Annotated in this window: 18 protein-coding genes; 3 read left to right on the plus strand and 15 right to left on the minus strand. The window is 59.2% G+C overall.

Annotated elements, in window-relative coordinates:
* Nucleotides 1-422: 422 nt before the first annotated feature.
* From hemG to C9411_RS15955, 5 genes are all read right to left on the minus strand, one after another.
* On the minus strand, nucleotides 423-956 hold the full coding sequence (hemG, locus tag C9411_RS15935; RefSeq protein WP_025304933.1) for a menaquinone-dependent protoporphyrinogen IX dehydrogenase: 534 nt from the start codon (nucleotides 954-956) through the stop codon (nucleotides 423-425).
* Nucleotides 957-977: 21 nt separating this feature from the next.
* Nucleotides 978-2,429, minus strand: a complete 1,452-nt coding sequence (gene trkH, locus C9411_RS15940; protein ID WP_063989034.1) for a Trk system potassium transporter TrkH — start codon at nucleotides 2,427-2,429, stop codon at nucleotides 978-980.
* 35 nt (nucleotides 2,430-2,464) lie between these two features.
* Complete coding sequence (locus C9411_RS15945; protein ID WP_063989035.1) at nucleotides 2,465-3,079, minus strand: IMPACT family protein; 615 nt, start codon at nucleotides 3,077-3,079, stop codon at nucleotides 2,465-2,467.
* On the minus strand, nucleotides 3,079-4,410 hold the full coding sequence (gene pepQ / locus C9411_RS15950) for a Xaa-Pro dipeptidase (protein WP_107227478.1): 1,332 nt from the start codon (nucleotides 4,408-4,410) through the stop codon (nucleotides 3,079-3,081). Before pepQ ends, C9411_RS15945 begins: the two co-directional genes overlap by 1 nt.
* A 112-nt stretch (nucleotides 4,411-4,522) precedes the next feature.
* Nucleotides 4,523-5,719: an MFS transporter gene (locus C9411_RS15955; RefSeq protein WP_165384365.1), complete on the minus strand. Its 1,197-nt coding sequence runs from the start codon at nucleotides 5,717-5,719 to the stop codon at nucleotides 4,523-4,525.
* A gap of 233 nt (nucleotides 5,720-5,952) precedes the next feature.
* Here C9411_RS15955 and fadB point away from each other — a divergent pair, with 233 nt between their 5' ends.
* A complete protein-coding gene (gene fadB, locus C9411_RS15960; RefSeq protein WP_107227479.1) occupies nucleotides 5,953-8,142 on the plus strand; it encodes a fatty acid oxidation complex subunit alpha FadB in 2,190 nt (729 codons plus the stop codon).
* A 10-nt stretch (nucleotides 8,143-8,152) separates the two neighbouring features.
* On the plus strand, nucleotides 8,153-9,316 hold the full coding sequence (gene fadA, locus C9411_RS15965) for an acetyl-CoA C-acyltransferase FadA (RefSeq protein WP_025304928.1): 1,164 nt from the start codon (nucleotides 8,153-8,155) through the stop codon (nucleotides 9,314-9,316).
* Between the two features lie 172 nt (nucleotides 9,317-9,488).
* On the opposite strand, the gene fre is transcribed toward fadA, so the two are convergent.
* The 3 genes from fre to pepE all read right to left on the minus strand — a co-directional run bounded on the left by fre (nucleotide 9,489) and on the right by pepE (nucleotide 12,549).
* On the minus strand, nucleotides 9,489-10,190 hold the full coding sequence (gene fre, locus C9411_RS15970) for an NAD(P)H-flavin reductase (protein WP_107227480.1): 702 nt from the start codon (nucleotides 10,188-10,190) through the stop codon (nucleotides 9,489-9,491).
* A gap of 50 nt (nucleotides 10,191-10,240) precedes the next feature.
* Nucleotides 10,241-11,761 carry a 4-hydroxy-3-polyprenylbenzoate decarboxylase gene (ubiD, locus tag C9411_RS15975; protein ID WP_048326642.1) on the minus strand — a complete coding sequence of 507 codons (1,521 nt, stop codon included), beginning with the start codon at nucleotides 11,759-11,761 and terminating at the stop codon, nucleotides 10,241-10,243.
* 62 nt (nucleotides 11,762-11,823) lie between these two features.
* A complete protein-coding gene (gene pepE, locus C9411_RS15980) occupies nucleotides 11,824-12,549 on the minus strand; it encodes a dipeptidase PepE (RefSeq protein WP_107227481.1) in 726 nt (241 codons plus the stop codon).
* A gap of 247 nt (nucleotides 12,550-12,796) precedes the next feature.
* Between pepE and rfaH the strand changes: the two genes are divergently transcribed.
* Entirely contained in the window at nucleotides 12,797-13,285 is a 489-nt protein-coding gene (rfaH, locus tag C9411_RS15985) for a transcription/translation regulatory transformer protein RfaH (protein ID WP_004934466.1), read from the plus strand.
* Nucleotides 13,286-13,330: 45 nt separating this feature from the next.
* Here rfaH and hemB read toward each other — a convergent pair whose 3' ends face one another.
* From hemB to C9411_RS16020, 7 genes are all read right to left on the minus strand, one after another.
* Nucleotides 13,331-14,353, minus strand: coding sequence for a porphobilinogen synthase (hemB, locus tag C9411_RS15990; RefSeq protein ID WP_033636707.1), 1,023 nt, complete (start codon nucleotides 14,351-14,353; stop codon nucleotides 13,331-13,333).
* A gap of 14 nt (nucleotides 14,354-14,367) precedes the next feature.
* Nucleotides 14,368-15,150, minus strand: coding sequence for a 3'-5' ssDNA/RNA exonuclease TatD (gene tatD, locus C9411_RS15995; RefSeq protein ID WP_107227547.1), 783 nt, complete (start codon nucleotides 15,148-15,150; stop codon nucleotides 14,368-14,370).
* Nucleotides 15,151-15,203: 53 nt separating this feature from the next.
* Nucleotides 15,204-15,974, minus strand: a complete 771-nt coding sequence (gene tatC / locus C9411_RS16000) for a Sec-independent protein translocase subunit TatC (protein WP_047729370.1) — start codon at nucleotides 15,972-15,974, stop codon at nucleotides 15,204-15,206.
* Nucleotides 15,975-15,977: 3 nt separating this feature from the next.
* The gene (tatB, locus tag C9411_RS16005; RefSeq protein ID WP_063989041.1) at nucleotides 15,978-16,547 is read right to left on the minus strand and encodes a Sec-independent protein translocase protein TatB; all 570 of its coding nucleotides are present in this window, start codon (nucleotides 16,545-16,547) and stop codon (nucleotides 15,978-15,980) included.
* A gap of 3 nt (nucleotides 16,548-16,550) precedes the next feature.
* Nucleotides 16,551-16,814 carry a Sec-independent protein translocase subunit TatA gene (gene tatA, locus C9411_RS16010; protein WP_004934452.1) on the minus strand — a complete coding sequence of 88 codons (264 nt, stop codon included), beginning with the start codon at nucleotides 16,812-16,814 and terminating at the stop codon, nucleotides 16,551-16,553.
* A gap of 80 nt (nucleotides 16,815-16,894) precedes the next feature.
* Nucleotides 16,895-18,526, minus strand: coding sequence for a ubiquinone biosynthesis regulatory protein kinase UbiB (gene ubiB / locus C9411_RS16015; protein WP_063989042.1), 1,632 nt, complete (start codon nucleotides 18,524-18,526; stop codon nucleotides 16,895-16,897).
* Entirely contained in the window at nucleotides 18,523-19,131 is a 609-nt protein-coding gene (locus C9411_RS16020) for an SCP2 domain-containing protein (protein ID WP_063989043.1), read from the minus strand. Before C9411_RS16020 ends, ubiB begins: the two co-directional genes overlap by 4 nt.
* Nucleotides 19,132-19,133: the final 2 nt, after the last annotated feature.

A 19,133-nucleotide genomic window follows, 5' to 3' on the forward strand; every position in this document is an offset into this window, starting at 1 on the left:
CAATCTGAGCCATGATCAAACTCTTCAATTAAAAGCTTGATTTGCTTCCACTCGAGAAGCGATGCTCAAAGATTTACTGCATGAATTTTACTTCAGTTAGTCACTCTTCAAGACTTGATATTTTTTTGCATCCGAAGATGCTGGATATCGTCTTGTGGAGTGCCCACACAGATTGTCTGATAAATTGTTAAAGAGCAGTGCCGAGAAACTCATCGGCGCGGGCTGCGTATATTACGCTTTTCACCCGGAGAGTCAAGCGTTTATTTCGCTTTCTTCTCGCTGACCCGGCGGCTTGTCAGTCGTTGTTCCCGGTCAGTGGAGGCGCATTATAGGGAGTTCTCGGCGGGCCGCAACCCCTAAATGCAAAAAACTTTTCAAGCGCGGTTTTTTTCGGCAAAACGCTGGCCAAACCCGCGTTTTTGTCACTTTTCGTACTGGATCTGGCTAAATTCCTGGGCGAAACGGTCGACCTGCTGCCAATCGGTGTACTCTACTTCCTTACTGGTATCCGTTTCACCGCCCGTCATACGCATAATAAATTGAATCATGATGCGGTCGAACCAGCGATAACGCGGATAACGCAATGCGCCGGCAAACACCGCGCACTGTTTTGGCTGCCACGGCGAGGCCAGCAGGAACTTGCGGGTATAAGCGTTGGTTTGCGGCGAGCGCTTTTCCGGTTTACGCGCGGTCAGGTTCACGGCAAAGAACGCGCTCGGCATTCGATTCAGTTGCTCGGCATGCCGTTTGACGAATTTATCCAGCGCCGGGTTAAAGTGCCCGTAACGGATAGAAGCGCCGATCATCACCTGCTGATACTGGCTAAGATCGACCTGTTCCGCCTGCAGCAGATCGATCACCTCACAACGCAGCGTGTCCTGCAGCTTGCTTGCTATATAAGAAGCGATAGCGCGTGTTTGCCCGTCACGGCTCGAATAAAGTATCAATGCCTTCATGGCGTACTCCTTATATCAGGCTCACTCACGCCAGAAGGTTGGCGTGAACAGCACCAGCAATGTAAACACTTCCAGGCGCCCGAACAGCATCGTCACCACCAGGATCCACTTGGCCGCCGCCGGCATCGTGGTGAAGTTATCCGCCACTACGCCCAGGCCGGGGCCGAGGTTATTGAGCGTTGCCGTCACTGCGGCGAACGCGGAAAAGTCGTCGACGCCAGTGGCAATGATCGCCAGCATGCTGACAATAAACACCAACGCATAGGCGGAGAAGAATCCCCACACCGCCTCCAGAATACGTTCCGGCAGCGCACGATTGCCCAATTTGATGGTATAGACCGCGTTGGGGTGCACCAGCCTTTTCAACTCGCGCGAGCCCTGCAGGTACAGCAGCAGGATACGGATCACTTTCAGGCCGCCGCCGGTCGAGCCGGCGCAACCGCCGATGAACGCCGAACACAACAGCAACATCGGTAAGAACAGCGGCCACTTGGCGATACTGTCGGTCGTAAAACCGGCCGTGGTCGCCATCGATACCACCTGGAAAAATGCCTGATTGAGCGTTTCCATACCGCTCTTATAGACGCCATGTCCCCAGAGCACCAGCGTGCACACCACCACCAGCGTTAGTTGAACGAAGATGAACATGCGGAATTCAGGATCGCGCCCGTACACCTTCAGACTGCGGCCGCTTAGCAAAGCGAAGTGCAGGCCGTAGTTACAGCCGGAAATCAGCAGGAACACGGCGATGATGGTATTAATGGTCGGACTGGCGTAATAACCGATACTGGCGTCGTGGGTAGAAAACCCGCCGATGGCGATGGTCGAGAAACTGTGGCCGATGGCGTCGAACACCGACATCCCAGCCCCCCAGAGCGCCAGCGCACAGGCGACGGTCAGCAACACATAGATTAACCACAGGGTCTTGGCGGTTTCGGCGATGCGTGGACGCATCTTGTTATCTTTCAGCGGCCCGGGCATTTCTGCCCGATACAGCTGCATGCCGCCGACGCCGAGTATCGGCAGTATCGCCACCGCCAATACGATGATCCCCATGCCCCCCATCCATTGCAGCATTTGGCGATAGAACAGAATGGCCTTCGGCAACGAGTCCAACCCCACCAACGTCGTCGCACCAGTGGTCGTCAATCCCGAGAAGGATTCAAAGAAGGCGTCGGTCAGCGACAAGTTGGGCCGCTCCGAAAACAGGAACGGCAATGCCCCTACGCTGCCCAGCACGGTCCAGAACAACACGACGATCAGGAAGCCTTCACGGGGCTTCAGTTCGTGTTTTTGTTTGCGGTTCGGCCACCACAGCATCAGACCGATGATCAGCGCCACGAAGAAGGTTTGGCTGAACGCGCGCCCCGCCCCATCGCGGTAAATCAATGCCACCAGGCCGGGAATAAACATCGTCCCGGAGAACAGGATGACCAGCAGACCAACGATACGGGTTATGGCGCGAAAATGCATTTCAGCACGATCCTTAGCAATTCAATTGGGAGGAATTATTGCGAAATGGGGGTTAATTGCAAATTACCGCGACTGAGATCACGCAATTTATTTCCAAACAACTCGACCTCGGTGGCCGGCAACGCCAGATGCAGCACGACGGCGGCACCGTATTCGCCCTGCAGGATCCGACCTGCGGTTTGCTGCAGCAAGTTCTCCACCAGCGCCAATTGAGCATAGTCGCACTGCAAGATATATTCGGCTTCCGGCACCTTTTGTACCAACGCCAACTGCTTCAACGCCTGTTGAACACCGTTACCATAGGCTTTCACCAGCCCGCCGGTACCCAGCTTGACGCCGCCATAGTACCGGACGACCACGGCGGTCAATTCGCCGATACCGCTGCCCATCAGCTGCGCGAGGATCGGTTTGCCGGCGGTGCCCGACGGTTCTCCATCGTCGGAGAACCCCAGCAGCTGCGAGTCATCAGGGCTGCCGGCGACGAAAGCCCAACAATGGTGCCTCGCCGCCGGGTGCTCATCCCGCACCTGCTGAATAAACGCCTTTGCCGCCTCCACCCCGCTGGTCGGCGCCAGCAGGGTGATAAAACGGCTCTTCTTTATTTCTTCGGTAAAGCGGGTTGCTTCCGCCGGTATCGGGTACGGCCGCATCAGGCCAGGTTCAGATCGCGCGTCATGTTCTCGATACGCTTTTCGTGGATCACAATGTTGTCTTCAATACGGATGCCACCATACGGCTTCAGCGCATCGATGCGATCCCAGGCGAAGTGCTGCTTGAACTCACCGCTGCGCCACGGCGCCAACAGAGATTCGATGAAGTACAGACCCGGCTCGATGGTCAACACCATGCCCGGCTGCAACACGCGGGTGCAACGCAGGAACGGATACCTGGACGGCGCCGCCAGATGGGTGCCTTGCTCGTCCTGCATAAAGCCGGCGGCGTCGTGCACCTGCAGGCCCAGCGGATGGCCCAGCCCGTGCGGCAGGAACGGCGTGGTAATACCCGTTTCAACCATCGCCTCTTCGCTGAGGCCGTTCACCAACTTGTGACTCTTGAGCAGCTTGGCGATGCGCTGATGCATTTGCACATGGTAGTCGGTATAGCGCACGCCGGTCTTGATGGTGTCGATCAGCGCCAGCTGTTCACCGTTGAGATCTTTCACCAGGTGGGCGAACTCGCTGCCGCTTTGCGCCGCGTAGGTGCGGGTCAGATCGGCGGCGTAGCCGTTATATTCCGCGCCGGCGTCGATCAGGAAACTCAGGGATTCGGCCGGCGGCTGATGATCCAGCTTGGTGTAGTGCAATACCGAAGCATGTTCGTTCAGCGCCACGATGTTGTCGTAAGGCACGTCGGTATCGCGGTGGCCGGTCGCCGTCAGGTAGGCCAGGTTGATGTCGAACTCGCTCATGCCGGAGAGGAAGGCCTCATGCGCCGCACGATGGCCGGTTACCGCCGTCTTCTGCGCTTCGCGCATGCAGGCCAGCTCATAGCCGGTTTTGATCGAACGGTGGAAATCCAGGTAGTTCAGCACCGCTTTCGGGTTGATGTTCTCAGAAGGGATGCCGAGATCGCGGGCGCGCTGTTGCGCATAACCGATATAGCCCACGCGTTCGCGCTGCGGCGGAAGCTGCTGGGCGATGGCGTCAGCGTTGGCCAGCGGCATCAATTCAAGGGATTTGGTCCAGAAACTGTCCGGCAGCGGCTCTACGCTGTGCCAGTAGTCGACCGGGGAGTAGAACCACAGCTTCGGCTTGTTGACACCGTCGATCCACAACCAGCAGTTCGGCACCGACGTCACCGGCACCCAGGCTTTGAAATGCGCGTTCACTTTGAACGGATAGCTATGGTCGTCCAAAAATACCTTTTGCAGTTCCCCGGAGTGAATCAGCAGCGCATCCAATTTGTTGCGCTCCAGCACTTCGCGCGCGCGTTTTTGCAGCTCTGCCAGGTGGTCGTTATACAAAGAAGCCAGCGTTTCCATCACAGTACCCTTATGCCTTAGCACGAAAGAAGTCATCTTAACACAGCGCTCCGACGCACCAACCTCATCGCGTTGGGCATGCGGAGCAGCTCGCAATTCCCTGCAAATGCCGTTACATCCGCAGTTTAACCATTAGCCAGCCGGCCAGGCCGAGCAACGCTATCGCCAGCGCCCATAGGCCATGATGCTCCAACAATACCGCGCCGGCCGCGGCGACGCCCGCCAGACTCTGCTGCAGAAAGCCGCACAGCGCCATCGCATAGGCGCCGTACTCTTTAGCGTCGCTGACCGCCATCGCCATGCTGTTGGGAAATAACACTGCCTGGCCAAAAATAGTCAGACAATACAACGCGATGAATAATGCCATACCGGAAAGGCCAGCCAGGATATCGCTCCACCACAACAGCAGGATCGCCGCCGTCGCCAGAGCGACGATACCGCTGCCGGTTTGCATCAGTTTTTTCCCGCCGACACGCGCCACCGTGCGGTTCACCGTCAACGCGCCGCTAAAGTAGGCAATGCCGAGCACCAATCCCAGCGCGCCAAACGCCGTGACGTTGAGGCCAAAACCCTGCTGCATGACGAACGGGCTCACCTCCTGCAGCATCACCGTGGTGGCGAAGCCCAGCCCACCGGCGCAGGTCGGCCAAAAAAATCCCGGCCGCCGCAGGATGGCGAAGTAGGTGGCCGCCATCGCCGGGCGTGGCCCGCATGCGCGCCCCGCCTCCAGTGGCAGCGTCGCCATCAGCGCCAGAATGGCCAAACCGGTGACGCCCATCAAGACGAAGCCCATCTGCCAGTGCGAATATTGGCTGAGCAGGCCGCCGACAAACTGACCGCCGCCCAGCGCGGTGATAAAAGCGATGGAGAGCACCGACAAACGCCGCGCCAGCTCGTCGCCGCTCCAGTTATCCCGCACGATGATACGCGCAATGATCGCCGCACCACCGGCGCCCACGCCCTGCAGCGCACGCAGCGTCAACAGCTGAGTGCCGTTGCTGCACAGCGCCAACAGCCCGCTGCAGCCAATAAAAAGAAGCAGGGAAAGCATCAGCGGCGCTCGGCGGCCAAAGCGATCGGCGGCCGCGCCCCAGAACAGCACCGGCAAGGCAGCGCCGATGACGAAGATCGAAATGGACAGCTCGGTGGCGCGCCGGCTCATTGCCAGCTCGTGCATCACCGTCGGCAGAGAAGGCAGATACACGGTCGTCGCCATTTGCGCCATAAACACCAACAGACACGCCAGCGTCATGGTTCTGGCGGGAATGCTCCATAAGCCGCTGCGTTTAACACAAGCCGCTTTATTCATGCCTCACCTCGTCTGAATGATAAATCGCTGCAGGCAAGTGTATGAGGGCTGACAAACTCCAGCAAATGCCGATAGCACATAAAATATAACTTCTTTTTAAATCAAAACACTAACTTGGTGAGATGTGATCAGACCTGCAAATATGCAATCTCTCATTTGCATATTTTTAACATAAAAACCACACTCCTCATCATCTGGTCATACCAGATCATACGCTGATTCAGGAGATAGACATGCTCTACCAAGGCGAAACATTACAACTGCACTGGCTCGATAACGGCATCGCCGAGCTGGTGTTTAACTCACCGGGCTCGGTCAACAAGCTGGACACCCGCACCGTCGCCAGCCTGGGCGAAGCGCTCACCGTGCTGGAAAACCAGCCTGAGCTGAAGGGGCTGTTGCTGCGCTCCTCCAAAGCCGCGTTTATCGTCGGCGCCGATATCACCGAATTCCTTTCTCTGTTCGCCGCACCGGCTGAAAAGCTGCACGAGTGGCTGGTGTTCGCCAACAACGTCTTTAACCGACTGGAAGATTTGCCGGTGCCGACCATTTCGGCCATTAACGGCTATGCGCTCGGCGGCGGTTGCGAATGCATTCTGGCGACCGATTTCCGCGTCGCCTCACCGGACGCGCGCATCGGCCTGCCGGAAACCAAATTGGGCATCATGCCGGGCTTCGGCGGTTCCGTCCGCCTGCCGCGCCTGCTGGGTAACGACAGCGCGCTGGAAATCATCGCCGCCGGCAAAGACGTCAGCGCCAAAGACGCGTTGAAAGTCGGCCTGGTGGATGCGGTGGTGGCACCAGAAAAACTGGCCGAAGCAGCGCTGAAAATGCTGCAACAGGCGATCGACGGCAAGCTGGACTGGCGCGCCGCGCGTCAACCTAAGCTGGAGCCGCTGAAACTCAGCCCGATTGAAGCAGCGATGAGCTTCACCACCGCCAAAGGCATGGTGCTGCAGACCGCCGGTAAACATTACCCGGCGCCGATGACCGCAGTGAAGACCATTGAAGCCGCCGCCAAACTGGGCCGCGATGAAGCGCTGAAACTGGAAACCGCCAGCTTCGTGCCGTTGGCGCGTTCCAACGAAGCGCGCGCGCTGGTCGGTATCTTCCTTAACGATCAGTTCGTGAAGGGTCAGGCGAAAAAGCTGGCCAAGAATGTGGATGCGCCGAAACAGGCGGCGGTGCTGGGCGCCGGCATCATGGGCGGCGGCATCGCTTACCAATCGGCGCTGAAAGGTGTGCCGGTGATCATGAAAGACATCAGCGACAAGTCGCTGACGCTGGGCATGAACGAAGCGGCCAAGCTGCTCAATAAGCAACTGGAGCGCGGCAAGCTGGATGGCCTGAAAATGGCGCAGGTGCTCTCGACCATTCAGCCGACGCTGGACTACGCCGGCATCGAGCGCGCGCAGGTGATCGTTGAAGCGGTCGTCGAGAATCCGAAGGTCAAAGCCGCCGTGCTGTCGGAAGTGGAAAACCTGATCGGTGAGGACACCGTGCTGGCGTCGAACACCTCGACCATTCCGATTAATCACCTGGCAAAATCGCTGAAGCGCCCGCAAAACTTCTGCGGCATGCACTTCTTTAACCCGGTACACCGCATGCCGCTGGTTGAAATCATCCGCGGCGAGCTGACCAGTGACGACACTATCGCCAAAGTGGTGGCCTACGCCAGCCGCATGGGCAAAACGCCGATCGTGGTGAACGACTGCCCGGGCTTCTTCGTCAACCGCGTGCTGTTCCCGTATTTCGCCGGTTTCAGCCTGCTGCTGCGCGACGGCGCCGACTTCCGTCAGATCGATAAAGTGATGGAAAAACAGTTCGGCTGGCCGATGGGCCCGGCCTACCTGCTCGACGTCGTGGGCATCGACACCGCGCACCACGCGCAGGCGGTAATGGCCGCCGGCTTCCCGGATCGCATGAGCAAAGACTATCGCGACGCCATTGACGTGATGTTCGACAACCAGCGCTTCGGTCAAAAAAATCAATTGGGCTTTTACCGCTACAGCCAAGACAGCAAAGGCAAACCGCGCAAGGACAACGACGAGCAGACCGATGCGCTGCTGGCCGAAGTGAGCCAACCGCGCCAGACCATCAGCGACGAAGAGATCATCGCGCGCATGATGATCCCGATGATCAACGAAGTGGTTCGCTGCCTGGAAGAGAAGATCGTCGCCAGCCCGGCGGAAGCCGATATGGCGTTGGTCTACGGCATCGGCTTCCCTCCGTTCCACGGTGGCGCGTTCCGCTACCTGGATACGCTCGGCACCGCCAACTACGTTGAGCTGGCCCAGCGTTACGCACACCTCGGCGCCCTGTACCAGGTGCCGGCCGGTCTGCGCGCCAAGGCCGAACGCAATGAAAGCTACTACCCGGTGGCGACACCGCTGTCCGACGTCGCTACCCGCCAACCGGCATGAGGTCATAAAGATGGAAAACGTAGTTATTGTTGATGCCGTACGCACGCCGATGGGCCGCTCCAAGGGCGGCGCCTTCCGTCAGGTACGCGCCGAAGATCTCTCCGCTCACCTTATGCGTGAAGTGCTGAGCCGCAACCCGGCGCTGGACGCCGCCGAGATCGATGACATTTACTGGGGCTGCGTGCAGCAGACGCTGGAACAAGGCTTCAACATCGCCCGCAACGCCGCGCTGCTGGCCGAGATCCCGCACCGCGTGCCGGCGGTAACCGTCAACCGCCTGTGCGGGTCGTCGATGCAGGCGCTGCATGACGCAGCGCGCGCCATCATGGTTGGCGACGCGCACGTCAGCCTGATCGGCGGCGTGGAACACATGGGCCATGTGCCGATGAACCACGGCGTGGATTTCCATCCGGGGCTGAGCCGCAGCGTGGCCAAAGCCGCCGGGATGATGGGGCTGACCGCCGAAATGCTGGCCAAGATGCACAACATCAGCCGCCAGATGCAGGATGAGTTTGCCGCCCGCTCCCACCAGCGCGCGCATGCGGCGACGCTGGCCGGTTACTTCAAAAACGAGATCATTCCGACCAACGGCCACGACGCCGATGGCGTGCTGACCCGTTATGATTTCGATGAAGTCATTCGCCCGGAAACCACCGTCGAAAGCCTGTCGGCCCTGCGTCCGGCGTTCGATCCGGTCAACGGCACCGTCACCGCAGGCAGTTCTTCCGCCCTATCGGACGGCGCTTCCGCCATGCTGCTGATGAGCGAATCGCGCGCCAAAGCGCTCGGTTTGAAGGCGCGCGCCCGCATCCGCTCGATGGCGGTCGTCGGCTGCGATCCTTCCATCATGGGTTACGGCCCGGTGCCGGCCAGCAAGCTGGCGCTGAAACGCGCCGGTCTGAGCGTGCAGGACATCGATCTGTTCGAGCTGAACGAAGCGTTCGCCGCCCAGTCGCTGCCGTGCATCAAGGATTTGGGGCTGATGGACAGCATCGACGACAAGATCAACCTGAACGGCGGTGCCATCGCGCTCGGCCACCCGCTGGGGTGTTCAGGCTCCCGCATCTCGACCACCCTGTTGAACAACATGGAACGTCGCGACGCACAGTTCGGCCTGGCGACCATGTGCATCGGCCTAGGCCAGGGTATCGCCACCGTCTTTGAACGCGTTTAGCTGTGTCTATCTTGGGATGACCGCGTCACCACTTCAAATCGCGGCATCCCGCCAAGTTTAGTTGCCGTTCTTCCCGCCTGTCAGGGGCGGGTTTTTTATGCCTGAAGTTTGCCGGCGCCCAAATAAAAACGGGGCGACACTCGGCCACCCCGTTCACTGCGCATCGCATCGGTCAGATAAACGAAAACGCGTCGCCGAACATATGCGCTTCCAGCGCGCCGCGCTCGGCGCAGAAACGCTCACGGGCGATTTTCGCCATCTCGAAACGCCCGGCGATATAGATGTCGTGCTCCGCCAGCGTGCCGAAATCCTGCAGCACCGCGCTGAGCACGGTGCCGCTGCGGCCGCGCCATTCGGCTTCCGGCTGCTCGACCACCGGGATCACCTTCAGATTCGGGTGCTGCAACGACAGCGCTTCCAGCTCGCTCAGATCGTACAGGTGCTTCAGCTCGCGCCCGCCCCAGTAGATAGAAATGTCGCGATCGGGCTGCTGCTCCAACGCGGTCAACAAGATTGAACGCGCGTAGGAGAAACCGGTGCCGCCGGCTATCAGCACCAGCGGACGGCTGCCCTCTTCCCGCAGCCAGGCGTCGCCGTGCGGCATATCGACGGTGATCGCCTGCTCTTTCAGGATGCGATCCATCACCGCCATGGCGTACAGATTCAGCTCCGAAGCGCCGATGTGCAGCTCGATGTAATCTTGCTGCGTCGGGGTAGATGCCAGCGAGAACGGGCGCTTGTCGCGCTCGTCCATCACCACCATCAGATATTGCCCTGCCTTGAAAGAAAACGGCTGCTCAGGCACCAGACGTACCCGATAAACCGTATCGGTAATGGCCTCTACCGAGGTCACTTTACAGCTCAATATTGTCATGCGTTCCCTCTGTCGGGTCATCAATGCAAAGCTGAGAACAGGGCCTGACGCTACAGCGTCGGTTCCCTGTCACTGAAGATTGCGAGCTCATCCCAGATTTCGTCGACGCGCGCACGTACCTTTTCATCCATCTGAATCGGACGGCCCCATTCGCGATCGGTTTCACCCGGCCATTTATTGGTGGCGTCCAGCCCCATCTTCGAACCCAGGCCGGAAACCGGCGAGGCGAAGTCCAGATAGTCGATCGGCGTATTCTCCACCAGAACGGTATCCCTTGCCGGATCCATTCGTGTGGTGATCGCCCAAATCACGTCGTTCCAGTCGCGCGCATTGACGTCGTCATCGCAGACGATAACAAATTTGGTGTACATAAACTGCCGCAGGAACGACCAGACGCCCATCATCACGCGTTTAGCGTGGCCAGCGTACTGTTTCTTCATGGTCACTACCGCCAGGCGGTACGAGCACCCTTCCGGCGGCAGATAGAAATCGACGATTTCCGGGAACTGTTTTTGCAGGATCGGCACGAACACTTCATTCAGCGCCACGCCCAGGATCGCCGGCTCATCCGGCGGGCGGCCGGTGTAGGTCGAGTGGTAGATCGCGTTGCGGCGCTGGGTGATGTGGGTGACGGTGAACACCGGGAACTGGTCGATTTCATTGTAGTAACCGGTGTGGTCGCCGTAGGGGCCTTCCGGCGCCATTTCACCCGGCTCGATATAGCCTTCCAGCACGATTTCGGCGCTGGCGGGCACTTCCAGATCGTTGGAAAGGCACTTGACCACTTCGGTTTTATTGCCGCGTAACAGCCCGGCAAAAGCGTATTCAGACAGGGTATCCGGCACCGGCGTGACCGCACCGAGGATGGTGGCGGGATCGGCGCCCAGTGCAACCGCGACCGGGAAACGCTCGCCGGGGTGTGCCTGGCACCATTCCTGATAATCCAGCGCGCCGCCGCGATGCGACAGCCAGCGCATGATCACTTTATTCTTGCCCAGCACCTGCTGGCGATAGATACCGAGATTTTGCCGCTCCTTATGCGGGCCGCGAGTCACCGTCAGCCCCCAGGTGATCAGCGGCGCGGCGTCTTCCGGCCAGCAGTGCATCACCGGAATACGGCCTAGATCGACATCATCACCCTGCCATACCTGCTCCTGACAAGGCGCGGAACCCAGCACCTTGGTCGGCATGTTCAGCACCTGCTTGAACTTCGGCATTTTGTCGAACAGATCGCGGAAACCTTTCGGCGGCTCCGGTTCTTTGAGGAACGCCAGCAGTTTGCCGACTTCGCGCAGCGCGCTGATGTCTTCCTGCCCCATGCCCATCGCCACGCGATTGGCGGTGCCGAACAGGTTGCACAGCACCGGCATGTCGTACCCTTTCGGGTTTTCAAACAGCAATGCCGGGCCGCCTGCCCGCAGGGTGCGATCGGCAATCTCCGTCATTTCCAGGTAAGGATCGATCGGCTGGCTGATGCGTTTTAGTTCCCCTCTCTTCTCCAGCAACGAGAGGAAATCGCGTAAGTCACGGTATTTCATGCTGATCATTATAACGGCCAGTGGGGAGGGCATTATAAGCCCTCTTCACGGTTGTTGCTGCAATTTTGTTAACGCCGCCCGCTGCCGGGTGGCCCTCAGCCACAGTTGAACGGCACCAGCGTGGCCAGCGCACGCGCATCCTGATATTCGCGCGTCTCCTCGCCGTGGCGGAACACCTTGAAGCCTTGCCCGTTAGCACTGAAGTAACGCAGCGCATTGCCTTCAACGTGCAGCAGGCTGCCTTCACGCAGCGCCACCACCGATTCGCTCGGGTTGATCGCGCAAAACTCCGCCAGGCGCTCGTCACGGGTTTCGCCCATGTGGCCGCTGATATGCGCGTCGATATAATGCGGGTTGATCTGCACCGGGAACAGCCCCAGCGCCGGCAGCACCACGCTGCAGCGCACCGGCATATCATTGGTGGTGCGAATGCTCGGCGTGGCCACGTTGCAACCGGCGCTCCAGCCGACGTAAGGCACCTCACGCTCGCGCACCGCGCGCTGGATGGGCACAATCAGGCCTTGCTCGTGCAGCATTTGGTTCAGCAACCAGGTATTGCCGCCGCTGACCAAAATGCATTCCGCCTGCGCGATCGCCGCTGCCGGCGAAGCGGCGTGGTGGATGCTGGTGACTTCGATGCCGAGCGTTTGCGCCAGCTCCTGCGCACGCTGGTCGTAGTCGTAACGGATCAGCGCATAAGGGATAAATACGGCGGATTTGATGCCGCGACGCGCAATCATCGCCAGCAGTTGGCTTTTGGCGTACCCCAGCAGCTCGGCTTCGCCAGACAGCTTGCCGTTGCTCAACAGAAACAGCTCCATTTCTTTTCCCCCTCGGTCAAAAACGATGAATAGCGTCACAGCCGGTGGCATAACGCCTTGTCATACTGTGACGGTAACAAATTTTTAGCCCTCTGTTATACCAGCGCCGCATCGATAAGTGTGTGACACCTCGCTAATAGCCTCATATTCATAGAGATAGGTGATGTTACACGCTGAAACTTGCATCACTATGTATCCGGAATAGCTTTTGATATGCTTACCGGCTGGCAGAAAGGCATGTGAAATTATGGAATCCTGGTATCTACTTTATTGCAAACGCGGTCAGCTGTTGCGAGCGCAGGAACATCTGGAACGGCAGCAGGTAAACTGCCTCAGCCCGATCATCACGCTGGAAAAGATCGTGCGTGGCAAGCGCATCGCGGTCAGCGAACCCCTGTTTCCCAACTATCTGTTTGTGGAGTTCGACCCGGAGCGCATTCACACCACCACCATCAGCGCCACCCGCGGCGTCAGCCACTTCGTGCGTTTCGGCGCGCTGCCGAGCGTCATCCCGAGCAAGGTGATCGATGAGCTGCGCACGCACGCCAGCGAAACCTACGTCGATCCGGAAACCCCGCAGCCGGGGGATACCGTCCTGATCGTCGACGGCGTGTTCGAAGGGCTGCAGGCGATCTACACCGAGCCGGACGGCGAGGCCCGCTCGATGCTGTTGCTCAACCTGATCAACAAACAGGTCAGTCAAAGCATCGACAACCGACAGTTCCAGAAGATGTAATGCAAAAGGCGCCCTCAGGCGCCTTTTTGTTGGCTCATTTTGCGCTTAACGACGCATCGCGTCGTCGTGCAACCACTGGGCAACACGCTTGGCGAAGTAGGTCAGCACACCGTCGGCACCGGCGCGTTTGAAGCACATCAACGACTCCATCACCGCAGGTTGCTCCTGCAGCCAGCCGTTCTGAATCGCCGCCATATGCATGGCGTACTCGCCGGACACCTGATAAGCGAAGGTTGGCACGCCGAAGGTATCCTTCACGCGGCGCACAACGTCGAGGTACGGCATGCCCGGTTTCACCATCACCATGTCCGCACCTTCCTGCAGATCCTGTGCAATCTCCTGCAGCGCTTCGTCGCTGTTGGCCGGATCCATCTGATAAGTCTTCTTGTTGCCGCCCTTCAGGTTGCCGCTGGAGCCCAGCGCATCGCGGAACGGGCCGTAGTAGCAGGAAGCATACTTGGCGGAGTAGGCCATAATCTGGGTATTCACCAGGCCCTGCAATTCCAGACGATCGCGGATCGCCCCGATGCGGCCGTCCATCATGTCGCTCGGTGCCACGATTTCCGCGCCCGCTTCGGCATGGGACAGCGCCTGACGCACCAGAATGTCTTTGGTCACGTCGTTAATCACGTAACCCTGCTCATCGATGACCCCGTCCTGCCCGTGGGTGGTGTAAGGATCGAGCGCAACGTCGGTCAGAATGCCCAGCTCAGGCACCGCGTCTTTCAGCGCACGCACCGTGCGCTGCACCAGCCCTTCCGGGTTATAGGCTTCTTCCGCATGCAGCGATTTCAGACCCGGTTCGATCACCGGGAACAGGGAGATCACCGGCACGCCGAGTTTGGCGATGGTTTCCGCTTCCTTGACCAGCAGATCGATCGTCATGCGCGATACGCCCGGCATCGAGGCCACTTCTTCCTGGCGGTTGCTACCTTCCATGACAAACACCGGATAAATCAGGTCGTTGACCGTCAGTTGGTTCTCGGCCACCAGGCGGCGGCTGAAGTCATGACGGCGCACGCGGCGCATACGGCGACCTGGGAAGGTGCCCGGAAATGCATAGCTCATAGTTTTCTCCTAGCTCAAACCAGCCGGAATAGCCGGCGGGCGTTCTCATCGGTTTTTTGCCCCAGCCATTGCGGCTCTTCCTGTCGCCAGACGGCGACCTGATGCACGATATGGGGCAGGAAACAGGGTTCGTTGCGGCGAGATGCGGGTTTAGGTTGTAAATCCCGGGGCAACAGATAAGGGGCGTCCGTTTCCAGCAGCAGACGCTCGGCCGGGATCTGCGGCAACAGGGCGCGCAATTCCAGGCCGCGCCGCTCGTCGCAGACCCAACCGGTAATCCCGATCGATAGGCCCAGCGCCAGGCAGCTTGTTAATTCTTCGGCGGTGCCGGTGAGACAGTGCACCACGGCCGCGGGCAGTTTATCCAACCACGGCGTCAGTAGCTCGGCAAAACGTGCGTGTGCGTCGCGGCAATGAAGAAATACCGGCAGCGCCAATTCCGCCGCCAGCGCCAGCTGCGCGGTGAACGCAGCTTCCTGCTGCGCGGGTGTCGAGAAATTGCGGTTGAAATCCAGGCCGCATTCGCCGATCGCCGCCACTTCAGGGCGCGCGGCCAACGCATAAATCAGCTCGGCGGTGTGTTCATCCCAACCGCTGGCGTAGTGCGGATGCACGCCGGCGGTTGACCAACAGTAGCCCGCATGTTGCTGCGCCAGTTCGGCGGCCTCGCGGCTCTCCGCCAGATCGGTGCCGGTAATCAACATCCCTGTCACGCCCGCGGCGCGGGCGCGTTCCACCACCGCCTGGCGGTCTTTGGCGAATTGGCTGCTGGTGAGATTAACGCCGATATCAAACATGGTTTTTTCCAAAGCAAAAGCCGCCCAATGGGCGGCTTCGCAATCAATGTGGATCAAGGTGTTGGAGGTTCGTCACCCTCGTCTTCTTCTTCCGCTTGTGGACGACGTTTTCCGGTATAGAAGCGAGCGAAGAACACCCCCACTTCAAACAGCAGATACATCGGTATTGCCAACAGGGTTTGCGAGAACACGTCCGGCGGCGTCAACAGCATGCCGACCACAAACGCGCCGACCAACACATACGGCCGTTTCTTCTTCAGATCTTCCGGCGAGGTGACGCCACTCCAGCACAGCAGAATGATGGCGACCGGTACTTCGAAGGCGACGCCGAACGCCATAAACAGCGCCATGACGAAATCGAGGTAGTTTTTAATGTCGGTCGCAATGGTCACCCCCATCGGCGCGGTCTTGGCAAAGAAGCCGAAGGCCAGCGGGAACACGATGAAGTAGGCGAAAGCCATGCCGAGGTAGAACAGCAGGCTGCTGGACACCAGCAGCGGCATCATCAGGCGGCGTTCATGCTTGTACAGCGCCGGTGCGATGAATGCCCACACCTGATACAGAATCATCGGCGCGGAGACAAACACCGAGACGATCATGGTCAACTTGATCGGCGTAAAGAACGGTGACGCCACGTCGGTGGCGATCATGCTCGCCCCTGCCGGCAGCTGCTTGAGCAGCGGCGCAGAGACCAGCTGGTAGATGTCGTTGGCGAAAAACACCAGCACCACGAACACCGCCAGCACGCAAATAATCGAGTTCAACAGCCGCTTGCGCAGCTCTATCAGATGACTGATAAGGGGTTGGGTATCTTCAACAGCCATGTATTAACGATCGCCACTAGATTGGTGAGACGCAGGGGTTTTATCCGCAACAGGTTCGACAGGTGCCGACGCGGTTTCCACCGGTGCTTTAGCCGGTTGCGCCGCCACAGGCGCAGTCGGGGACGCAGCCGCAACGGCCTCAGGCTCCGCTGCCGGTTTTGGCACGGCGGCGGGCGCGCTGGCGCTGGTTGCCGCTTCCGCCGGCGTCACGCCGTCGTGCAAGGCTTCCGGATCGGTGATCTGCGGGTTATGAATGGTGTTCGCCAGCTCTTCTTTCTCGCCCCGATAGGTGCGTTTCAATGAGTCCGCCGCGTCTTTCAGCTCATCCATCGACGCCTTCAACTCCGGCGTCAGGTTCTGCAGGCCGGCCTGTTCGGCTTTTTTCAGGCTGTCCTGCAGCTCCTGCAGCTTCAGTTCCTGAGACAGTTCGTGCTGCACCGAGGCCGCCAGCGAGCGCAGCGCACGGATCCAGCCCGACACCGTTCTGACCGCGACCGGCAACCGTTCCGGCCCCAGAACAACCAGGCCGATCACCAGCACCAGCAGCAGCTCACTAAACCCAATGTCAAACACGGTTTATACCTGCTCTTTGTTCTTCGACTCTTCCGGTTTCACTTCCGGCTGCTTATCGGTAATAGGCTTGGCCGAGAAATCAGCGTCATCCAGGCTGCTTTTCTCAGCCGTGTTAGGGGTCGACGGCGTATCGTCGCCGATCGCCTTCTTGAAGCCCTTGATCGAGGCGCCGAGATCGGAGCCCAGCGTGCGCAGTTTTTTGGTACCGAACAGCAGCACCACGATCACTGCGATGATCAACAATTGCGTAATACTAATACCGCCCATTTTAATTACCTCTAATTTCAAAGGGTCTTTTAAAGCCAGTCCGCATTATAGGGCCGACTTTACCAGAGTAACGAATTAAATCAGGTGGTTCGCTTCCAGCCAATCACCCAGCATACGATGCCGGCGGCCATCATCCAGGCGGGAAACACCTCGATTTGCCCCAGCAGCAACAGCGTGCCGCTTACCAAGAGTGTAGCGCCAACGCCGAACAAATAACGTGACTGCCCCTGACGAACCCGCTGAGCCTGCATTTGGTTGGTCAGCTTATCAACGCTTTGTTGCAACAGTTTATGCTGCTGCAGGCTGTCGTAAAACAGCTCGGGCAGTTCGGGCAGCTTCTCCGCCCAGAACGGCGCTTTCTCTTTCAGCGCGCGCACCACGGCAGGAATGCCGACCTGATCGCGCAGCCAGCTCTCGAGGAACGGCTTGGCGGTGGTCCACAGATCCAGCTGCGGGTAGAGCTGACGCCCCAGCCCTTCAACATACAGCAAGGTCTTCTGCAATAACACCAGCTGCGGCTGCACTTCCATATTGAAGCGGCGCGCAGTGTTGAACAGGTTCAGCAGCACGTTGCCAAAGGAAATCTCCGCCAGCGGTTTCTCGAAAATCGGCTCGCACACGGTGCGGATGGCGAATTCGAAGTCTTCCACGTTGGTGTCGCGCGGCACCCAACCGGAGTCGACGTGCAGTTCCGCCACCTTGCGGTAATCGCGGTTGAAGAAGGCGATGAAGTTTTCCGCCAAGTAGCGTTTATCATCCTTGTTCAGCGAGCCGACGATGCCGCAGTCGATGCCGATATAGCAAGGATCTTCCGGATGTTCGTAGCTGACGAAAATATTACCGGGATGCATGTCCGCATGGAAGAAGCTGTCGCGGAATACCTGGGTAAAGAACACCTGGACGCCACGTTCCGCCAACAGTTTCATGTTGGTGCCCTGCTGCTCCAGCGTGGCGATATCCGAGACAGGAATGCCGTAGATGCGCTCCATCACCAATACGCTTTCACGGCAGTAGTCGGAATAAACTTCCGGTACGTACAGCATCGGGCTGCCGTCGAAATTACGACGCAGCTGAATGGCGTTGGCCGCTTCGCGCAACAGGTTCAATTCGTCCAGCAGGGTTTTCTCGTACTCGCGCACCACTTCGCGCGGGCGCAGACGGCGGCCGTCCGGCAACAGCTTCGGCACCCAACCTGCCAATCGGTACATCAGGCGCACGTCGGCCTTGATAATCGGCCCGATATCCGGCCGGATCACCTTCAGCACCACTTCTTGGCCGGTGGTTTTCAGCCGCGCGGTATGCACCTGCGCGATCGAGGCAGAGGCCAGCGGCTGCTGATCGAAATCGTCGAACCAGGTTTCCAGCGGGCCGCCCATCGCCAGTTCGATATGTTTACGCGCCAGCGCGCCGTCGAAAGGCGCGACCCGGTCCTGCAACAGCGTCAGCTGATCGGCAATCTGCGGCGGAAACAGATCGCGGCGGGTCGACATCATCTGGCCGAACTTGATCCATACCGGTCCCAGCTCCTGCAGCGCCAACCGCAGGCGTTCACCCAGCGGCTTGTCCTTGTGCCGATTCGGCATCCAGAACAACAGCCGGCGGCCGAAGCGTAGCGGCAGCGTCAAACGCATTGTCGGGATCAGCTCGTCCAATCCATAGCTGAGAAAAACGCGGACGATAAAATACAAACGTCGCAGTTCGCCTGGGGTCATCGCTTGCCCTCCAACGTGTCCATGCGGGCAGACAGCGCTTCCGCGCTGCGGGCGAGTGCATCAACTTCCTCGTTGAACCACACCACTTCCAACGGCCCCGGCGCCAGGCGCCACTCTTCCGTCAACGTCTCCGCCATGTCCTGCTGCCGGCGCATAAAGCCGTCTTTCAGCAGCGAGGCGCCTTTTCCCAGCGCCTGTGTAATGCCCTGGGCGGCGATATCGCCGATATAGGGTGCCAGCCACTCCGCCGGATCCCACTCCGCCAGATCAAGCAGGCCAACCAGCTGTTGCACCACCTGAATATCACCTTCCACCGCCAATTCGCCGCTGCGCATCAGCACCGGTAACTGCTGGCGGTCGCGCAGTTTCAGTAAGGCGGGAATGCGGCTGCGCACGGTGCAATCGGCACTGTCTTCAGACTGCCCCAGCACGTCCACGCGCAGTTCGCTGAACACCAGCACCAGTGGTGAAGCCAGCTCTTCCAGTTCGATGCGCAGCACCTTGCCCGCCAGGCGTTGGCGAGCGGCTTTCATGCTGCGATCGCGAAACAGCAGGTTATTCAGCGAGGTTTCCAGCGCACCGGTCAGCAGAGGGGTAAACAGCATCG

The sequence above is a fragment of the Serratia sp. Nf2 genome (assembly GCF_003028435.1).
GTDB classification, from domain to species: domain Bacteria; phylum Pseudomonadota; class Gammaproteobacteria; order Enterobacterales; family Enterobacteriaceae; genus Serratia; species Serratia marcescens_L.

Coding starts and splice junctions, on each gene's coding strand:
- C9411_RS15945 (WP_063989035.1), bottom strand. CDS start 3,079: ATGCGGCCGTACCCGATACCGGCGGAAGCAACCCGCTTTACCGAAGAA.
- ubiB (WP_063989042.1), bottom strand. CDS start 18,526: ATGACCCCAGGCGAACTGCGACGTTTGTATTTTATCGTCCGCGTTTTT.
- fre (WP_107227480.1), bottom strand. CDS start 10,190: ATGACAATATTGAGCTGTAAAGTGACCTCGGTAGAGGCCATTACCGAT.
- rfaH (WP_004934466.1), top strand. CDS start 12,797: ATGGAATCCTGGTATCTACTTTATTGCAAACGCGGTCAGCTGTTGCGA.
- pepE (WP_107227481.1), bottom strand. CDS start 12,549: ATGGAGCTGTTTCTGTTGAGCAACGGCAAGCTGTCTGGCGAAGCCGAG.
- ubiD (WP_048326642.1), bottom strand. CDS start 11,761: ATGCCCTCCCCACTGGCCGTTATAATGATCAGCATGAAATACCGTGAC.
- tatD (WP_107227547.1), bottom strand. CDS start 15,150: ATGTTTGATATCGGCGTTAATCTCACCAGCAGCCAATTCGCCAAAGAC.
- fadA (WP_025304928.1), top strand. CDS start 8,153: ATGGAAAACGTAGTTATTGTTGATGCCGTACGCACGCCGATGGGCCGC.
- tatA (WP_004934452.1), bottom strand. CDS start 16,814: ATGGGCGGTATTAGTATTACGCAATTGTTGATCATCGCAGTGATCGTG.
- C9411_RS15955 (WP_165384365.1), bottom strand. CDS start 5,719: ATGAATAAAGCGGCTTGTGTTAAACGCAGCGGCTTATGGAGCATTCCC.
- C9411_RS16020 (WP_063989043.1), bottom strand. CDS start 19,131: ATGCTGTTTACCCCTCTGCTGACCGGTGCGCTGGAAACCTCGCTGAAT.
- tatC (WP_047729370.1), bottom strand. CDS start 15,974: ATGGCTGTTGAAGATACCCAACCCCTTATCAGTCATCTGATAGAGCTG.
- hemB (WP_033636707.1), bottom strand. CDS start 14,353: ATGAGCTATGCATTTCCGGGCACCTTCCCAGGTCGCCGTATGCGCCGC.
- trkH (WP_063989034.1), bottom strand. CDS start 2,429: ATGCATTTTCGCGCCATAACCCGTATCGTTGGTCTGCTGGTCATCCTG.
- fadB (WP_107227479.1), top strand. CDS start 5,953: ATGCTCTACCAAGGCGAAACATTACAACTGCACTGGCTCGATAACGGC.
- hemG (WP_025304933.1), bottom strand. CDS start 956: ATGAAGGCATTGATACTTTATTCGAGCCGTGACGGGCAAACACGCGCT.
- pepQ (WP_107227478.1), bottom strand. CDS start 4,410: ATGGAAACGCTGGCTTCTTTGTATAACGACCACCTGGCAGAGCTGCAA.